The following is a 20,114-nucleotide window of genomic DNA, read 5'->3' on the forward strand; positions in this document are numbered from 1 at the left end:
GGTATCTATATGGATCAGGCATTAAAAGAGTATATTGCCAGTCTGAAGCCGGAAGGATTTCCGGATGGAAATGCACTTGTAAAAGAAGGAATGGAGATGGCGAAGGACATTCCGTGGAACAAGTCCAGATTCCTGAAGGAATACGGATACGAGAGTCATCTGGAGTACAGAAAGAAAAATCTGGCGGAGGGAAAGCAGACATACCAGCTGCTGATGGGACTTTCGACGCTGGACGAAGAACTCGAGGGAATTAAGAAGATTCACGAGTTCGCAAAAAGAACCGGGTTTGAAGTGCGTTCCATGCAGTCAATCCCCAGTTCACTGGTGGGCCTTGCGCCCGAATACTGGGAGGGTGCGCCGAAACCGACCAGTTACATGATGGAAAAAGAGGAGGACTGGACCGCCCATACGGACGCCGCTCCGGTTGATATCTGCTGGCAGGACTGGCACCTGGCAAGTCCTAACAACCTGAATCAGACGAAATATGCACTGAAGGCAGGCACATCCAGACTGGGCTGCTTCTCGACATTTACATGGGACTATCCGGGCTATCATGATGAGAAACAGAGATTTTCTGATATGATGCGCACAATGGGCATCCTTGCGGCAAAGAAGGACGAGGGAATGGACTGCATCACTTATCCGGAGGACGGTCTGCCGGGCTATTTTATGGATATTGTATCTTACGTTGGCTATGAGATGGTGGAACACTATATCATAGAGGATCTGTGCGGTGCGAGAATGTCTTTTTCTTATGGCGGACTGCTCTCAGAAATCCTGCCGAGAATGTCGTTTGCACTTGCAATGGAGAAGCTGTACGGAACGCCGGAGCATCCGTTTGTGACATACTATAATGGTTCTACAAACGAACAGTGGGACCACGATCTGGAAGCGAACTACGGGCTTGGTGCCTCGGAGATGCTGATCCAGGCGGTCATCAACCTGAAATATAATATGCCGGTTGTCATCAACCCTGTATCCATCACGGAGGCTCAACGCGTTCCAACGCTGAATGAGCTGTTCAACATCGTAAAATGCGGCATCGGCGCGGAGCGCAAGGCAAAAGAGTGGCTGTCGATCATCGACTTCTCGAAATTTGAAGATCTAAGAGATCTTCTGATTGAACAGGGAACCATTTTCTATAATAATGTAATGGAAGGGTTCAAAGAGGCGGGCGTCAATGTGGAGGATCCACTGGAGATGGTCATGGTCCTGCGTCATTTTGATCCGGCGAAATTCGAGCGGGTTTTTCATCCCAGCATGGAGCGGTATGGTTACTTCGTGCCGTATGTTCCGACGGTGCTTGGACGTGAAACGGTAGAGAAGGAAAAAGAAATTGTAGCAGAGCTGAAGGAAAAGGGATATGAAAATGCGGTCAAAGGAAAGAAAATCATCTGCGCATCCGCCGACGGACATAGCTATGGACTGCAGCTGATCGATACCGTATGGCGGGAAATGAATGCGGATGTTGTCAATGCAGGGACCAATATGGAGGCGGCATTTGTGCTGGACCTGGCGGACGAGGAGGATGCGGATGTCATCATTGTAAGTGTACACTGCGGGCAGAGCCTTGATTATGCGAAACTTGTCTCTGAGATATCCCAAAAGCGCAATAAAAAATACAACGTCGTGATGGGTGGTATGCTGAACGCGATGCTGCCAGGTTACACGGAGCCGGTTGACGTAGCTGATCTGATCAATGAAATCGGAGTTTTTGCAACCAATGATTTTGAAAAACAGATTAACTATATTGCAGAAAAATAAGGAAAAAGCAAAGGAGAGAATCAAATGGCATCTTTTAATGTAAAAAGCCAGACGCCGCAGGAGGCGTACAACGCCAGAAAAATCAAAATGGCACTCAGCGGAATGAAAATAGCGCTTCTGCTGCCGATCTCAGCGATCATTCAGAACATTTTCAACTCATCCGTAACGGATACCGTGTCGGGTCAGCTCTCTGATAAGGTTATTGTCAGTATTATGATCTCCATCGTACTTCTGGGGATCGGAGATATCTTCGCAGGCATCTTTACCTTTATTTATAATGTGGTGAAGGGGAAAGGCCTGAAGGAATATAAGAGAACAGCATCTATGAAGGTTTCATGGATGATGCTTCTGGCAGCAGCGTTTGCAGGACCGCTTGCCACAGGCTGCTGGATGGCGGCGACGCCGTTCTGCGGACTGACGACGGTAGCGATCGTGACCAGCCTGGGTCCGATCCTGACAGCAATATTCGGACGTTTTTTCCTTCACGAAAAGCTGAATGCACGTATTTATCTTGGCATTATCATCGTAATTGCGGGCGCGATCGTTGCAGGATATTCGGGGGCATCGGGTGCGGGGAGCAACTTTATACTCGGTATCATCCTGGCATTCATGGCACCCATTGGATTCGCCGCTGAGGGACAGTTCTCCACATTTGTGGGAGACATCATTGATCCGAATGTGGGCTGCGGATTCTTCCGATGCTTCGGCTCTGGTGTCATCGGACTGATCTGTATGGCAATATTGGCTGCAGCTACAGGGAATATCGCGGCGTACGGTCTGATCTTTAAAATCGTATTCACAAGCCCGATGACACTCCTCTTCGTAGCGATGATGGGACTCCTTGGGGCGATTAACTATAATTCCGCTTATCTCGCCTTCAACAGAACAGGTCCGTCCAGAACACTGGCGATCGACAGTTCAAGGCCTGTATGGAGCATTATCTTTGGATATCTGTTTGCAATCCTTGGAGTACAGGATTATTCTGTAACGGCTCTTGCTGTTGCAGGCGCGGTGATCGTAGTGGTAGGACTGTTCCTTGTGATCGGCAAACCGTCGGAACTGGTCAATCTGAGAAATGTAGAGTAGATACAAAAAAGGAGGAACGATTATGCAGCTGCCATTAAAGACAAGGATTTTACAGTATGCACTTCTGAAAGAAGAAGATTTTACGGTCGATGATATCATGAAGGGCATTGAAAACGAGTACAAAGGCGAGCGCCTTTTTAACAAAAAACTGATCGAGGAATATTTTCAGTCGTTTGTGGGAATTGGATTCTTTGAGGAGTCGAGACTTGAATTCGACAACAACGGAGAACTTATTACATATTGCAAAACAACGGATTACGCGAAAGACAGATGTAAAATGTTGATGTAATAACAGTCTCCTTATACATATACTCCTTATATACTTCTAAGAAGGGTGCTGCCTGTTAGCTGAGCTATCGGGCGGCACCTTTGCCTGTTACTGATAATCCCGCTGTAAAATGTACGCAAAAAACATTGACAAACACAAAATAATATATATAATTAAAATATAAAGTAAAAGTACTAAAATAAATCAAATGAAACGGATCAATGGATTTAGAAGGAGTCTGGAGCATGAGATTGAAAAGCGTATCAGAACTAAAAAATTTAAATACAGAGCGAATTCGCCGGGCAATACAGGAAAAGAGGATCTTTACGAAATCAATGATCTTCAGAGAAACATCACTCAGTATGGCGACCTGCGGCAATACGATCAATGATATGCTTGAAGACAATGAAGTCATACAGGTAGATCGGGAAGAGCTGCAGATGGGACGTCCGGTAGCACGGTTTACTTACAACAGGGATTATCTGCATGTGATGGGAGTCTCGATTTTTACAGAAAACCATAAATACACGGCAAAGATCGTGATCACTGACGCACTGGGCGGCACACTGAGGCGCAGACGCTGTGATTATCAGGAGTTTGAATATGCAGACCTGCTGCAGCTTTTATCAGAGGAACTGCGGACGGATCCGTTTATTAAAGGCATTGAAATCGGTGTTCCGGGGGTCATCAATGAGGATATGCTCGAAAAGTGTGATATTCAGTCTCTGGCAGGACTTCAACTGTGCCGCATGCTGGAAGAGGAGCTGCATGTTACGGTACAGGTGAAGAACGATATGGATTACATGGCATACGGGGCCTATCACACCAGATCTGATAACAGAGGGAACCTGGCAGCGCTTTATTTTCCCCGTGACGGTAAGGGGATCGTTGGCTGCGGATTTGTCATTGACGGAAAAGTATTAAAAGGTTTTTCTAATTTTGCCGGTGAACTGTATGTGATTCCGGAAGCTTTTGGAATTTCCCGGCAGCAGCAGGCAAATGCGTGGAAGTGCAGAGAAAATTTTCTAAAATATGCAGCGGCTATGATACTGACGGTCGTCGCCAGTATGAACCCGGAGGAAATCATTATCATGGGAAGTGATGTACAGGACGGGGAACTGTCATGGATTAAAAACTATTGTGCCGGTATCATACCGGAGAAACATATGGTCAATATCAGTATAGACGGTGAATATGAAGAAACCTACAGCAAAGGCCTGATCAAATCAGCGCTGAACAGGCTTCTGTTTCCGGTTTCTGAAGTTTAAGATTGATAATCAGAAGAAAGTAAGTTATAATAACACATATAAATAGTGTTATTATTAATTGATGAAATGTAGGTGAAGGAAAAGAAAATGGTATCTTGGAGCACACCGGATCTTAAACTTTACAATAAGGAGCTGATTCGGAAGGAAATTCAGAATAATGAAACATGCAGGAAATCACAGATCGCACAGCTGACATCACTGAGTATCGGTACATGCAACACGGCGATCAACGAAATGCTGAGAGACAATGAGATCATCAAGGTCGATCAGGAAGAACTGATCATGGGGCGCCCGGCAGACAGATTCTGTTATAATAAGGACTATTTTCATGTGATGGGCATGTACTTAAGCGGAGAGCACAGATGCAATCGGATCGAATATGCTGTTGCAGATGCACTTGGAAATGAGAACGTGCATGAATCCATCGAGACAGAGGCTATCACGTATGGCGTGATCGAGAAGATTGTGGATGAGATGCTCGCAGCAGACCCCCTGATCGAGAGTCTTTCGATTGGAATACCCGGAATCACAAGCGGGGGAGTCGTGGAACGGTGTGATATTTCGACGATCGTCGGAGTGGATCTGGAAGGTCAGCTTCGCAGAAAGTTTCATATCGATGTGGAAGTGCGCAATGACATGGATTTTATCGCGTATGGAGCCTATCATACGATTTACAATGGTTCAGCCAATATGGCGGCTGTGTTTTTTCCGTCCGAGAGTGAAGGTACGGTTGGCTGCGGGTTTGTGGTTAACGGAAAAGTACTGAGAGGCTACACAAAGTTTTCAGGAGAAGTTTCCTATATTCTGGAGGGATTTGGCATTTCCAGAAAGCAGCAGGCGAAGTACTGGGGGGACCGGGATATTTTCCTGGTCTACGCAGCGCAGATTGTCCTGATCATCATCGCCACATTGGATCCGGAGGAGATCGTGCTGACAGGCAACGGGATTCACCAGGATGAAGTACCGGCAATCGTTGAGTTCTGCAGTAAGATCGTATCCGACAGTCATATCCCTAAGATCATTGCTACCAGCGACTATGCGGATAATTACATTAAAGGACTGGTCAGGGCATCCATCAACAGAATCTCTTTTCCGATTTCCGAGCCGCTTTAATTACAGAGTATTTAGAATAAAAGCAATGCAGTTTTGAAAAAAGCTGCATTGCTTTTGCATAATTAATATAATACTTATAATAAATGTTGAATGATAAGCTGGAGCACAGGGAGGTATTTATGTCTGAATTTATTAAAATTCGAGGAGCAAGAGAGAATAATCTGAAGAATATCAGTCTGGACATTCCAAAAGGAAAGATTGTCGCCTTTGCCGGTGTGTCCGGTTCGGGAAAAACATCGATTGTTTTTGATACCATCGCATCGGAATCCATGAGGCAGCTCTATGAGACATTTCCGCTGTACGTAAGGAACAAAATGCCATACTATCAGGCGCCAAAGGCGGATGAGATACGCAATCTGACCACGGCAATCGTAATAGATCAGAAGACATACAGCGGGGATGTGCGGTCGACGGCGGGCACGATGACTGATATCAGCCCGATGCTGCGGATCCTCTTTTCACGATATGCCGACCATTCCGCGGGAGCATCCAGCGCGTATTCCTTCAATGATCCGTCTGGCATGTGCCCCGTGTGTTCAGGGCTTGGCAGAACCGTCCGGTTCAATATGGACAGAGTGCTGGACATGAAAAAATCGCTGAACGAAGGGGCAATTCAACTGCCGGGATTCCAGATCGGCACCTATCAGTGGCAGATGTATGCGAACAGCGGAAGGTTTGACCCTGATAAATCGTTAGAGGACTATACGGAAGAAGAAATGGACTTTTTTCTCCACGGATCGGACCTGATCGTTGAGATCAAAAATACGACCGGCAAAGTCTGGGACAGCTCTTATAATCTGACTTATGAGGGTCTGCTGGACCGCATTGACCGCCTGTATCTGAAAAAAACCCAAAAGACAGTCGGAAAAGCAACAATGAACCTGATCCATGATTTCACGGATGAGTGCGAGTGTCCCTGCTGTCATGGAAGGAGATTAAAACCAGAGGCGCTGGAGAGTAAGATTGAAGGATACAGTATCTGGGATATGGGACAGATGGAGGTTACAGAACTGATCGCTGTCCTCCAGAATATCGCAGATCCCGGGACCAAAAGGGCGGCAAAGAAGCTGGTTGCCCGGCTGAAGGATATCGAGAATATCGGACTGGGGTATCTGAATCTGAACCGCGCCGGCAGTACACTGTCGGGTGGTGAGGCGCAGAGACTGAAGATCGTCAGGCATCTGGGAAGCGGCCTCGTGGGCATTACTTATATTTTCGATGAGCCGAGTGCGGGTCTGCATCCAAGGGATATCGTCAGACTGAACGCACTGCTTTTGCAGCTGCGGGACCGTGGAAATACGGTGCTTGTTGTGGAGCACAATAAGGCGGTCATCGATATTGCGGATGAAATCGTTGAGGTGGGGCCGAAGGCCGGACGCGACGGGGGCAGCATTATTTTTCAGGGGCCTTTGGAAGCCTTAATGAAAGCAGACACGCCGACCGGACTCTGGTTCCGCGAGCCTATGGCTATAAACCGAAATCCAAGGAAAAGCCGGAGTTTCCTGAAACTAAGAGACTGTAAGGTAAATAATCTGAAGCATCTCAGTGTAGATATTCCTGCTCAGGCACTGACGGCGGTCACAGGCATTGCCGGATCGGGGAAAAGTTCACTGCTATGCGGCGAGCTGCCCGGGCAGTATCCGGGCACAGTGTATATCAGCCAGTCGCCGATCGGGGTTAACAGCCGGTCTAACCCGGCGAGTTATATCGGCATTATGGATGATATTCGCAGGGAATTTGCCAAAGCAAGCGGCAAAGGCGCCGGATGGTTCAGCTTTAATTCCAGGGGAGCGTGCCCGGCCTGCGGGGGAAAGGGAATCGTTATGACGGAGATGGCGTTCATGGATCCGGTCACTGTTGCCTGCGAGGCATGCGGGGGTAAGAGATATAATGATGAAGCGCTATCCCATAGATATTGCGGTAAGACAATTGCCGAGGTGCTGGATATGACGGTTGCAGATGCGATGGAATTCTTCAGGACGCCGAAGATCACCGCAAAGCTGCGCACACTGAGCGAAGTAGGGCTTGATTATCTGACCCTGGGGCAGCCGACATCGACTTTGTCCGGAGGGGAATGCCAGAGAATCAAGCTGGCGGCACATCTGAAGAATAAAAATGGCATCTATGTCATGGATGAGCCCGCAGCAGGCCTGCACGGCGCGGATATCCGGCTGCTGATGCGGCTGCTGAACCGTCTGGTTGAGAACGGGAACACAGTCATTGTGGCAGAGCATAAATACGATGTAATCTGTCAGGCTGACTGGATCATTGATATGGGACCGTCAGGCGGAAAAAGGGGCGGTGAGATCATATTTGAGGGAACTGTCACGGATTTGCTGCACTGCGAAAACTCGTATACGGCAAAATACATGAAAAAAGAAATCTTAAAGCCCTAAAGTTATTATAAGTCTTAAAATAATTCTTGACAAATACTTATTATAATATATAATATAAGTATAAGAAAAATAAACCAATCAAGTAAAAGGAGAGTAGAGAAGTGGCAGAGAAATATAATCCGTTTGACAATGTCCTGGCAGCAGTTGACAATGCAGCATCGATTCTTGGATACAAGGAGAAAGAGTACGCGGCTTTAAAGCATCCGGAAAGAGAGCTGAAGGTTTCCATCCCCATGGTGATGGATGACGGAAACGTCCGTGTATTTGACGCGTACCGTGTACAGCACTCCACATCCAGAGGTCCTGCAAAAGGAGGAATCCGTTTCCACCAGAATGTAAACCAGGATGAGGTGAAAGCACTCGCGGCATGGATGTCATTCAAGTGTGCAGTCGTTAATGTACCTTATGGCGGCGGCAAGGGAGGAGTCGTAGTTCAGCCGAACGAACTGTCTGAGCATGAGCTGCATGAGCTGACAAGGAAATATACGACAGCGATTGCTCCGATTATCGGACCGGAAGAAGATATCCCGGCACCGGATGTGGGAACAACGCCGCAGATCATGGCATGGTTCATGGATACATACAGCTCCCTCCAGGGACACAGTGTACTGAACTGCGTGACAGGAAAGCCGATTGGTCTCGGGGGAATCCTCGGAAGAGGGGATGCTACGGGACGCGGGGTTATGATCACTGTGAAAAATATCCTGAATAAAATGAACAAACCGCTCCAGGGTGCAAAAGTTGCAATCCAGGGGATGGGGAATGTGGGAAGCGCGACGGCCAGATTTCTCTCCGCTGAGGGAATGAAGGTAGTGGCAGTCAGCGATGTGTCGTGCGGGCTTTACAAAGCAGACGGGCTTAACATCCCGGCAATCCTTGAGTACCTGAGTAAAGACAGAAAAAATCTGCTGAAGGATTACACAGAAGAAGGAGCAAAGATCATCGACAACGGAGAACTGCTGGAGACAGAGGTTGACGTGCTGATACCGGCGGCCATGGAGAATATGATCAATGAGGATAATGCAGACAGAATTAAAGCTCCGGTTATCGTGGAGGCAGCGAACGGCCCGGTAACCAAAGAGGCAGATGAGATTCTTGAAAAAATGGGAATCACCGTCGTGCCGGATATCCTGGCAAATGCCGGCGGAGTTGTCGTTTCCTATTTTGAATGGGTACAGAATACACAGGCATTCTGCTGGACGGAGGATCAGGTGATCTATCAGCTGAAGTCGATGATGGATGATGCATTTGAGAGCGTATGGAGTATTGCAAAAGACAATAATGTGACACTGAGGACAGGGGCTTATCTGATCGCAGTGAAAAGAGTTGTAGAGGCACAGAACGGACGCGGACTCTATGTCTGACGACGGATCGTCATAAAGCATGTCACTTCCGGGCCTGGCGTGGGTGCAGGTTCGGGAGCGTACAATAGATCTGAAAATTGAAAATGAACAGTCATAAAAACAGATGGAGGAAATAAGTATGGAAATGAGAGACATTATTGACATCTCGACAAACGAGGTAGTCGGACAGGCACCGTGGTACAACGGGGAAGAGCTGGCGAAGATGGTGGATGTGGCATTCGACGCGCAGCCGGACTGGGAGCGTGCACCGCTCTTTGAGAGAGGCCAGATCCTTTACCGGTACTGTGACCTGATCGATGAGAACAGGGATGAGATCGCAAGGCTGGCATCGCTGGAGATGGGAAAACCGATCCTTCAGTCCAGGGCGGAGACCACTTATGCCGCAGAGATCGGACGCGCCAACATCGAACACGGAAAACATCTCTACGGTGAAGTCCTGCAGGACAGCTCCGAGGGATATGAGAACGACGTGGTCATGGTCCGCCGGGAGGCGCTCGGCGTTGTCGTCGTGATGCTGCCGTTCAACTACCCTGCAGAGCTGACCCTCCAGAAAGTGGCGCCGGCGCTGCTGATGGGAAATGCGGTCATCATGAAGGCTTCCGACAAGGCACAGCTGTGCGTGAAGAAGCTGGTAGACCTGGCACATGAGGCGGGGGTACCGAAAGACGTGCTGTTCTACTGCTGCGGAGACCTTGAGGACTGCAGGAAGAACCTGCTGAGGAACAAGAAGGTCAACTGCCTGGCACTGACGGGAAGCACGGCCGCAGGTGCAGAGATCATGAAGGATGCGGCAGAGGACATCAAAGATGTTGTGCTGGAGCTTGGCGGAAACGACCCGCTGATCGTGACGGAGGAATGTGCAGACGATCCGGAGATGCTGGCAAAAGCGATCGAATGCCTCGGATGGGGACGGATCATCGAGAACAACGGACAGGTATGCGCCTCCCCGAAACGTACCCTGGTACATAGACGTGCGCATGACGCATTCGTAAAAGCGCTGGTGAAATTCGTGAGTTCCCTGAAGAGGGGCCATGCGACAGACCCTGAGGCACAGCTGACAAGACTGGTGACAGAGGAAGCAGCACAGAGAGTGGTGGAGCAGGTCCAGCATACGGTAGACCAGGGGGCGACACTGGTGTACGGAGGGAAACGCGACGGTGCAGCGATGGATGTGACCATCCTGGACAACGTGACGGCGGACATGGACATCGCGACCGACATGGAAGTATTCGGCCCGGTAGTGCCGATCATCACGTTCGATACGGACGAAGAGGCGGTTGCGATCGCGAACGCATCGAAATACGGCCTGAGCGCATCTGTGATCACAAGTGATATGAAGAAAAGCTTCTATTACACGGAGGCGATCGAGGCATCGGCGGTATGGGTGAACGGTTCATCTGCACTGCGCCACAACGACCAGCCGTTCGGGGGAACGAAGAGTACGGGAATCGGAAACGAAGGAGGCGGTTACTCCTGTGAGGAATTCAGCCGCCTGAAGACGTACGGGTTCTGCGGGGTATCCCCGAAGAAGCGCCTGTTTGACCACGGCGACGGAATGGGAGACTTCCTCGGAAACATCCGCAAGATGGTTCTGGAAGAGCTTGACTGATACTTGATCCGAAAAACATGATAATAAAAGATCAAAGCTTACCCAGTGACTGTGATTGGGCAGGCTTTTTTCTGTATGACGGACAATAAATGGGGAAACAAGGGAGAGGGCATATGAGCTGTGCAACAGAGGATATCAACAGACTGCTTCTTTGCGAAGAATGCTTTACCAATATTGTATGGCAGGTTACGGAGCAGGCGGAGTTTTGGCAGGCCCTGTCCGGTCTGATTGAAACTGCGGCAGAAGAAGGAAAGAAAATTTTGTATATGCGTTTCTCAGAGAGATCCGAACTCCCGGAAATATCTGACCGGGTGGCAACGGTACATATTCCGTTGACGCACCAGTTTGAAGCTTTTACAGCAGCTGTTTACCGGACAATCCGCCGGCAGGGAGAAAACGTGCTGTATATTCTGGATCCGCTTTCTGAGCTGCAGTCTGTGTGGAATACGGATTTGATGATGAAGAACTTTTTCTGTGTGATTTCTTCTGCTGTGCGGCAGAAGAAAGGAATGGCTTTCTATATGCTGACACGCGGCAGGCATTCTTCTCGTACTGTATCAGAAATCAGAAGAATGACGGATATTATGCTTGACCTGTATTCAGATTTCCGGCACTTATACCTGCGTCCGCAGAAAACAGGTGAATATACCTCAGGTACTATCTTTATGCCCCATATATATGACGCGGAAAAAAGAAGGTTTTACCCTGTCAGAGACGGAATACTGGCAAGCCATTTTCAAAGGGCGCTGAATTTTGGAAGCGGGAGAGGACATACAACGGATATTGATTCCTGGGATCGGTTCTTTGAAGATGCGCGGCGTGACTTTGAGAGCGGGCACGAGATTACAGAAGCGTGCAGTCGTATGTGCAGCATTATGATGAGCAGGGAACCTCATATGCAAAAACTGGTCCGGGAAAATTATGAGCCGGAAGATTATTTTTTTGTCAGTGAGCATATGATCGGAACAGGATTAATCGGAGGAAAGGCCTGCGGCATGCTCACAGCCAGAAAGCTGATTGAAAATAAACGGCCGGATATTTATGAAAGGCTGGAGCCGCATGATTCTTTCTTCATCGGAGCGGATGTCTTCTATTCCTATATTGTGGAGAATCATCTGTGGGAGCTTCACATGCGTCAAAAGGATCCGGAGCATTATTTCGAACTGGGAGAGCAGCTTGCCGGGAAGTTGAAGCATGGCAGTTTTTCCAGGGGTTTTGAAGAGGAAATATGCAGAATGCTCGAATACTATGGGCAGTCCCCGGTCATTGTGCGTTCCAGCAGCTTGCTGGAAGACGGTTTTGGCAATGCGTTTGCGGGTAAATATGAGTCTGTTTTCTGCGCCAATGCGGGAAGCATGGAGGAACGGCTGCAGGAATTTGAAAATGCCGTCCGGGTCGTGTATGCCAGCACCATGAGCCGGTCTGCACTGGATTACCGGCTGAGGCGCGGTCTCGATCGAAAGGATGAGCAGATGGCACTGTTGGTACAGCGGGTCTTCGGCTCGCATTACGGTGACTACTTTATGCCGTGTGCTGCCGGAGTTGGCTACTCCTACAGCGCATACCGTTTTCTGGAGACACTCAATCCCGGGGCAGGGATGCTTCGGCTCGTTATGGGGCTCGGAACTTCGGCGGTGGATCGGACAGAGGGCTCCTATCCGAGACTGGTCAGTCTGGATAAACCTTCGGCGCTTGCATATAAAGATTCATCTGAACATCACAGCCATTCACAGAGAAGCGTGGAAGTGATCGACAAAAGTACGAAAGCGCTGGAAAGGATTCTGCAGGACCAGATCGAGGATGTACTTCCGGAATATATGAAACGGATTCTGCTGGAGCATGATACAGACGCGGAACGTATGATGAGGGAAAGAGGAATAAACCGCAATATTACATTTATTTCCTGCAGAGGGGTTGTACAGAATGCAGGGCTTATGAAGGATATGAAGGATCTTCTTGAGGTTCTGCAGCAGGGGTACGGTCAGGCGGTCGATATTGAGTTCACCGTTAATCTGTCAGAAGAGGGTGAATATATCATCAATCTGCTCCAGTGCCGTCCGCTTCAGGCCTTTGGAGACCAGGGCCAGGCAGGCGCCGGGCGGGATTTCACAGAAGAAGAGATCCTGCTGGACTGCCGCCATACGTCTATGGGGAATTCACAGCAGACGGCGGTTGATGCCATTGTATACGTTGATCCTGTAAAGTATTACAGGATGCCGTATTATGAGAAAGCGAAAGTGGCAAGGATTATTGGCAGTGTAAACTGGCATTACCGTGACAGCGGAAAAAAGCTGCTTCTGATGGTGCCCGGGCGAATCGGAACTTCTTCACCGGAACTGGGTGTGCCAACTGTATTCTCGGACATCAGCGGGTTTTGTGCGATTTTTGAACTGGCAGAGTCAAAAGCGGGATATCAGCCGGAGCTTTCCTACGGAAGCCATATTTTTCAAGATCTGGTGGAAAATGAGATCTTGTATACGGCGGTATTTGAAGACGGCAGGACGGCAGTATTCCATCCGGACCGTTTAGTCACAATGAAAAACCAGATTCAGAAAATCGTGCCGGACATCGGCAGTTACCAAGACATTGTCGGACTGTATCTGACAGGAAGGTCAAACTGTACGCTATATCACGATATGTCATGTGAGAGGACAGTTTTGTGTATGGACCCTCAGAAACGAATCAGTATGTAAGATCGGAGACGGAATATGAAGTGGAATCAGGATAAACCGGTAGTGTTGATGACAGAAGAAGAAGTACTGGAGAGCTTTTTGAAAATAGGACGGCGAAAGACAGATATCGTTCAGGCGGTATTAAAGCAGAAAAACGGTCTGACAGATATTCTGGAGCATATACAGACAGAGTCTGACTGGCGCAGCATACGCGCATATCTGCACCTGTTTGATGAGTATGACAATCTGCTGACAAAAGAGGAGTCAGGCATCGTCCTTGACTGTCTGTTTTCTCTGCTGGCGCACAGAAACGGAGCGGTCCGCCGCATGGCTGCGGGAAGTGCGGGGCGTCTGCTGGCAAAGGCAGGGGCGGATACCTGGAAAAATTTCCTTCACAGGATGATGTTTCCAGGACAGGAATTCTCTGAGAAGAGAAGACGATGGATTGGTTTCGCGATGAAGATTGTCTTTGAATCACTGCTGGAAGAAGCCGGAGAACTGGAGAGAAGAACCGTGCTGAACGTATATGCCGGATACTTTAAATCCCTTCGCTGGGAAACCCTGACATGTCTGGCGCTGATTTATGGAGCGGCTGATATTTCTTATAATGAGTGGAGCAATCCCGAGTGCGGGCTGATCGAAGGATTCCTGAGAAAATTTCTTTCATCCGGTGAATCGGAGATCAGGATCGCCTGTCTGTGGCTGATACAAAACTGGCTGAATGACGGATGGATGCCGCGGGAAGATATGAGATATTTTATGAAGAAACTGCCGGTAAAGTTGAAGTCGGATTACTGCGAAAATTACATGCTGTATAAAGTACGGAAACTTTTAGGCTGTGCAGCAGTCTGTTATGAAAAAGAAGACCGGCAGCATATTATCATGGAAAATCAAAGACTGGAGAACCCGTGGCTGTGTAAGCTGGTCAATCTGATGATCCTGAGAGAGGAGATGATGGATGGAACGGTACAGTCATCGGCAGAGCGCTATCTGTACGCATGTCATATGCTGAACATTCTTCGATCCAGCAACCATGCAGTCGTGCGTCAGCAGGCGGGAAATGATCTGACAGATATGATACCGGAACTTGAAATATGGCAGAGAAGTGATATCATTCAGGAACTCATAAAAGCAGTTGAACTGCGCGAGGAGTCGGCTTCCAACGATATCCCTGCCGTGCTTGGAAGGGTTTATCCCCTTCTGTCTGCTGATGAGCAGAGAAAGATGCTGCATCGTCTGAAAGAACTCACAGAAAGTACGCATACGGATGTTGTGAACACGGTTCTGGAAAGTGTCGGTGCAATATTGGAGCGCTGTCCGGCTCAGACTAAAGATGACAGCGGCGTGGAATACGGGTACGCAGTGCAGGAACTGACGGGTATTCTGTGCAGCAAAATGGCCTGTTATAAGCCGGAGATCGCACAGGAGGCATTTACCCTCGCGGCGGATTATCTGTTTGCGGGAAAGGAAACGGAATCAGCGCAGAAATGTGAATATATGAGGCTGATGGGACACAGGATGCTGGTATATATCAACAGAGATACCTTTTGCGAGGATGATTTATATCATGCGTCTTCGTTGAGGCAGATAACCAGTTATATCGCAGAATATGTATCCTGCAGCAGAGCAGCTTGCAGCCAAGACAAAAAGATTGCGTTTTTTACAGATACCTTTGAGCCGTTTACAGAGGGCCACAAGGCAATGATCCGCACAGTTGCGGAGATGGGGTTTGATGTGTTTCTGAATGTGCATGCCTTTTCGTGGAAGAAAAAGAGCCGGCCGTCAGCGATTCGGCGGCAGATGATTCTGATGGCTGTCGCAGATTTACCAAATGTATATCTGTTTCCGGAAGAAATTCCTGTAAATATAAGCAATCCGGATGATCTTGGAAAACTGCGCAAAGTGTTTTGCGGACAGGAAGTTTATCTGATGGGGATAAGCGATGTCCTGGTGCGGCATGAGGCTTATACCGGTATTCCTTCGGCAGCGTCGGTACACTCATTTCCACATATCATTTTCGAACAGAGCAATGTAAAAGTACAGATGAGCCGGGAGGAGACAGCACATCTGACAGACAGGGAAATTATCCATATGAAGCTGCCGGCATATTATGACGGCATGGTGGATATATTTGCCGATAAAAAATATGCGGAAAATCTGTACAGCATCGAAGCAGTCTCCAAGAAAACGGCGCGGACAAAGCTAATTGATACAAAAAGGGTGTTTCTCTCAAAACTGAATCCGGGGCATGAACTGGTGCCGGAACTTTCGGGTACGGTGAAACTTGATCCGGAGAGGGATACCGATCAGGCGGTTCTGCTGCTGGACGGACGAAAAGAAGGCAGAATCTGCGGAGGTGTAGTATTTCATGTGCTTGATACGATGAACTTGTACCAGGAGTGTCTGGATATTCATCTCGCATCCTTTATCAGGAAGCGCCTGTCCGGCAATATCATCTGTATTACCAAAATATTCGGAACAGAGAACCTCATAGAAAACAACGGCATGACAGCACTGACGGAAATGCTGGCCAGCTGCCAGGCAGAGGGCTATTCTTACGCGATATGTCTGGAAGATATTCCAAATGCAGGTCTGCTGAACGCAAACGGGTTTGTCAAAACAGTGGAATATCCCAATTGCCGCATGGTGGATATGCGCAGGCCGATGGTGATGATATATGATAACTATGCATATATCCGTGAACCGTTTTCGGATGATGCAGTACTCCAAAAAACGCTCTGGAATTGCAGGGTCCGGCTTCAGGAGGCTATGCGGGATTTATATCCGGGAAACCTGATTTTAAATTTTGATTCCGACATTTTGAATCACAGACTTGTGCAGCTGATCAAAAAGGCGAATTCCGTTTCTGATATCAGAGAAAACGGGGAAGTATGCGGTCCTAAACTGTGCGTGCCGTTTGGAAAGATTCTGAAGAGTGAAATCATTCCGAATACCGTTACGAAGGAACTTTGTACAGAAAAACGATACAATGAGGATCTGAGCGATTTTGAAATCCATGAATTTCCGCATCATGCATCGCTGAGGACACAGGTACGGACGCTGCATTCTTTCGGGAGACCGGTCATATTGGTAGATGATCTGTTTCATAAAGGGTATCGCAGGGATAAGATCAATGAGATTCTGAAAGAAGAGCAGGTCGAGGTCAGTGACTTCATTGTGGGAATCTTATCCGGACGCGGGCAGGATATGGCCTGGGAAAGGGGAGAAAGAATCCGATCGGCATATTTTATTCCCAATATGAGGGCCTGGGTCATGGCATCGGATCTGTATCCGTTTATCGGAGGCGACAGCATCCGAACAACGTCAGCCGGTAATCTCTATGCGGTGGAACTTGCCTCCGTCAATCCGGTGCTGCCATATCAGATACCATCATATTTTGAGGATACGACTCCGGGTGCACTGTATCATTTATCACAGACCTGCCTTGAAAATGCGAAAGAGATTTATACAGTGCTGGAAAATATCTATGATAAAAAGAATCACAGGAAGCTGACACTGCATAGGATATGCGAAGTCATGGCGGAGCCCAGATATCCGGTCAGCATTGTACAGGATATGCACAGAGCGGATGCATCGGTCTCTGAGCTGCTGAGATGTGAGCAGGAGAAATTGAAACGGCTTCGTGGAATCGTGGTATTTGGGAAATGACTCTTTTAATATAATTGTTATAAAAAGTTTCGGAAAAAGTATTGACAATATTTATTATATGTGTTATAAAAAGTATATGAGATAGCTGAGGAGATAAACAAACGATAACAGCAAATAAAACAAATGGAGGACATGAACATGGAAATGAGAGACATTATTGACATCTCGACGAACGAGGTAGTCGGACAGGCACCGTGGTACAACGGGGAAGAGCTGGCGAAGATGGTGGACGTGGCATTCGACGCACAGCCGGACTGGGAGCGTGCACCGCTCTTTGAGAGAGGCCAGATCCTTTACCGGTACTGTGACCTGATCGATGAGAACAGGGATGAGATCGCAAGGCTGGCATCGCTGGAGATGGGAAAACCGATCCTTCAGTCCAGGGCGGAGACCACTTATGCCGCAGAGATCGGACGCGCCAACATCGAACACGGAAAGCATCTCTACGGTGAAGTCCTGCAGGACAGCTCCGAGGGATATGAGAACGACGTGGTCATGGTCCGCCGGGAGGCGCTCGGCGTTGTCGTCGTGATGCTGCCGTTCAACTACCCTGCAGAGCTGACCCTCCAGAAAGTGGCGCCGGCGCTGCTGATGGGAAATGCGGTCATCATGAAGGCTTCCGACAAGGCACAGCTGTGCGTGAAGAAGCTGGTAGACCTGGCACATGAGGCGGGGGTACCGAAAGACGTGCTGTTCTACTGCTGCGGAGACCTTGAGGACTGCAGGAAGAACCTGCTGAGGAACAAGAAGGTCAACTGCCTGGCACTGACGGGAAGCACGGCCGCAGGTGCAGAGATCATGAAGGATGCGGCAGAGGACATCAAAGATGTTGTGCTGGAGCTTGGCGGAAACGACCCGCTGATCGTGACGGAGGAATGTGCAGACGATCCGGAGATGCTGGCAAAAGCGATCGAATGCCTCGGATGGGGACGGATCATCGAGAACAACGGACAGGTATGCGCCTCCCCGAAACGTACCCTGGTACATAGACGTGCGCATGACGCATTCGTAAAAGCGCTGGTGAAATTCGTGAGTTCCCTGAAGAGGGGCCATGCGACAGACCCTGAGGCACAGCTGACAAGACTGGTGACAGAGGAAGCAGCACAGAGAGTGGTGGAGCAGGTCCAGCATACGGTAGACCAGGGGGCGACACTGGTGTACGGAGGGAAACGCGACGGTGCAGCGATGGATGTGACCATCCTGGACAACGTGACGGCGGACATGGACATCGCGACCGACATGGAAGTATTCGGCCCGGTAGTGCCGATCATCACGTTCGATACGGACGAAGAGGCGGTTGCGATCGCGAACGCATCGAAATACGGCCTGAGTGCATCTGTGATCACAAGTGATATGAAGAAAAGCTTCTATTACACGGAGGCGATCGAGGCATCGGCGGTATGGGTGAACGGTTCATCTGCACTGCGCCACAACGACCAGCCGTTCGGGGGAACAAAGAGTACGGGAATCGGAAACGAAGGGGGCGGTTACTCCTGTGAGGAATTCAGCCGCCTGAAGACGTACGGGTTCTGCGGGGTATCCCCGAAGAAGCGCCTGTTTGACCACGGCGACGGAATGGGAGACTTCCTCGGAAACATCCGCAAGATGGTTCTGGAAGAACTGTAATACCTCCTCCCGGCCGGCTCCTTTGCTCAAGGCCGGCCGGGACATTTGAATTCACTTCTTTTATAAGACATAGGGTTGTTGCATCAGGCAGCAGCCCTTTGTCACGTTGTGCATCTGAATATAGGATAAGGAGAATACAATGAATCGAAAAGTACGAATCATACAGATTGGCTATGGAAAAATGGGATGCCGGATTGTTTCTTATATGATTGAGTCCGGGGCGGATATCATAGGTATCTTTGACGCGGATCCTCTGAAAACAGGAAGTTTTATTCCGGGATGCGACGACAAACTGAAGATCGAGCCGGTCGACGGAATCGAGGAGCGTATAAAACAGCTCCGACCCGATTGCGCCATTGTTGCCACGAAGAGTCTGATGAGGGATGTGAGGGATACCATTCTCAAATGTGTCGAATACGGTGTCAGTGTTGTGACTACCTGTGATGAGGCATTGTATCCGTGGACTTCTTCGCCTGCGATCACTAAGGAGATCGACCTGGCGGCAAAGGCACACGCCTGTACGGTTTCCAGCTCGGGATTTCCGGATCTGGCGTACTGCAGTATGATTGCGGCCACATGCGGTGCTGCTCATCGGATCACTGCAATCACGGGGCAGGCATCCTACAATGTAGATGATTATGGCATTGCCCTGGCGAGACATCACGGCGTGGGCCTCACGGAAGAAGAGTTTCATCGGGAAATCGGATCCCGCAATCATATCACTGACGTGGAACAGAGGCGTCTGATCAACAGCGGTGAGTTTACCGCGATTCCCATGTGGAATGCAAACTGCTGGCTCTGTGCAAAACTGGGGCTGACGATCAGGTCGCATCGACAGATTAATCTGCCGATCATTGCCGCAAAGGAGGTATATTCCTCCACGATGGTCAGGGTGATCAGGAAAGGTGAGACTCTTGGAATGTCAGCAAAGGCGGTCGCCGAGACAGAAGAAGGCATCCGCCTGGAAACGGAAAGTATCGGAAAGGTTTATGAGACCGGTGAGGAGGATACCAATGACTGGATGATACACGGTGACCCGGACATCAGAGTATCGAACGCCAATATTCATAACGAGGAGATGATATGTTCCCTTGTCGTCAGCCGGATCGTGGATACCCTGAACGGACCGTTTGGGTTCGTTACCAGCGACCACTTTCAACCGGCAACTTTTCTGCTGAACCCGATCAATACTTATATCAGGAATATGGATTGACCGCGCGTTTACATTTTGCTTACATATCAATGTGGCATTGACAATATCAGATGCTGTATAATGAAA

General features: G+C 49.0%; 12 protein-coding genes. All 12 read left to right on the forward strand.

Features of this window, described 5'->3' with window-relative positions:
- Nucleotides 1-9 precede the first annotated feature (9 nt).
- Nucleotides 10-1,764: a cobalamin-dependent protein gene (locus NQ502_RS12015; protein ID WP_028530247.1), complete on the forward strand. Its 1,755-nt coding sequence runs from the start codon at nt 10-12 to the stop codon at nt 1,762-1,764.
- A gap of 24 nt (nt 1,765-1,788) precedes the next feature.
- Nucleotides 1,789-2,850 carry an EamA family transporter gene (locus tag NQ502_RS12020; protein WP_028530246.1) on the forward strand — a complete coding sequence of 354 codons (1,062 nt, stop codon included), beginning with the start codon at nt 1,789-1,791 and terminating at the stop codon, nt 2,848-2,850.
- A 22-nt stretch (nt 2,851-2,872) separates the two neighbouring features.
- A complete protein-coding gene (locus NQ502_RS12025) occupies nt 2,873-3,139 on the forward strand; it encodes a hypothetical protein (protein WP_028530245.1) in 267 nt (88 codons plus the stop codon).
- 224 nt (nt 3,140-3,363) lie between these two features.
- Nucleotides 3,364-4,386 carry an ROK family protein gene (locus tag NQ502_RS12030; RefSeq protein ID WP_028530244.1) on the forward strand — a complete coding sequence of 341 codons (1,023 nt, stop codon included), beginning with the start codon at nt 3,364-3,366 and terminating at the stop codon, nt 4,384-4,386.
- Nucleotides 4,387-4,473: 87 nt separating this feature from the next.
- Nucleotides 4,474-5,499, forward strand: coding sequence for an ROK family protein (locus NQ502_RS12035; protein ID WP_028530243.1), 1,026 nt, complete (start codon nt 4,474-4,476; stop codon nt 5,497-5,499).
- Nucleotides 5,500-5,618: 119 nt separating this feature from the next.
- Nucleotides 5,619-7,895, forward strand: coding sequence for an ATP-binding cassette domain-containing protein (locus tag NQ502_RS12040; RefSeq protein ID WP_044983634.1), 2,277 nt, complete (start codon nt 5,619-5,621; stop codon nt 7,893-7,895).
- Nucleotides 7,896-7,996: 101 nt separating this feature from the next.
- The gene (locus tag NQ502_RS12045; protein WP_028530241.1) at nt 7,997-9,259 is read left to right on the forward strand and encodes a Glu/Leu/Phe/Val family dehydrogenase; all 1,263 of its coding nucleotides are present in this window, start codon (nt 7,997-7,999) and stop codon (nt 9,257-9,259) included.
- 118 nt (nt 9,260-9,377) lie between these two features.
- Complete coding sequence (locus NQ502_RS12050) at nt 9,378-10,868, forward strand: aldehyde dehydrogenase family protein (protein ID WP_260046523.1); 1,491 nt, start codon at nt 9,378-9,380, stop codon at nt 10,866-10,868.
- Nucleotides 10,869-10,981: 113 nt separating this feature from the next.
- Nucleotides 10,982-13,561, forward strand: coding sequence for a PEP/pyruvate-binding domain-containing protein (locus tag NQ502_RS12055; protein ID WP_028530305.1), 2,580 nt, complete (start codon nt 10,982-10,984; stop codon nt 13,559-13,561).
- A gap of 15 nt (nt 13,562-13,576) precedes the next feature.
- Complete coding sequence (locus NQ502_RS12060; protein ID WP_028530306.1) at nt 13,577-17,209, forward strand: nucleotidyl transferase family protein; 3,633 nt, start codon at nt 13,577-13,579, stop codon at nt 17,207-17,209.
- Between the two features lie 138 nt (nt 17,210-17,347).
- Nucleotides 17,348-18,835 (forward strand): aldehyde dehydrogenase family protein, encoded by a 1,488-nt coding sequence (locus NQ502_RS12065; RefSeq protein WP_260046525.1) that lies wholly within the window; start codon nt 17,348-17,350, stop codon nt 18,833-18,835.
- Between the two features lie 139 nt (nt 18,836-18,974).
- On the forward strand, nt 18,975-20,048 hold the full coding sequence (locus NQ502_RS12070) for a hypothetical protein (RefSeq protein ID WP_028529554.1): 1,074 nt from the start codon (nt 18,975-18,977) through the stop codon (nt 20,046-20,048).
- The last annotated feature ends 66 nt before the right edge of the window (nt 20,049-20,114 follow it).

The organism is Ruminococcus gauvreauii (assembly GCF_025151995.1).
GTDB classification, from domain to species: domain Bacteria; phylum Bacillota; class Clostridia; order Lachnospirales; family Lachnospiraceae; genus Ruminococcus_G; species Ruminococcus_G gauvreauii.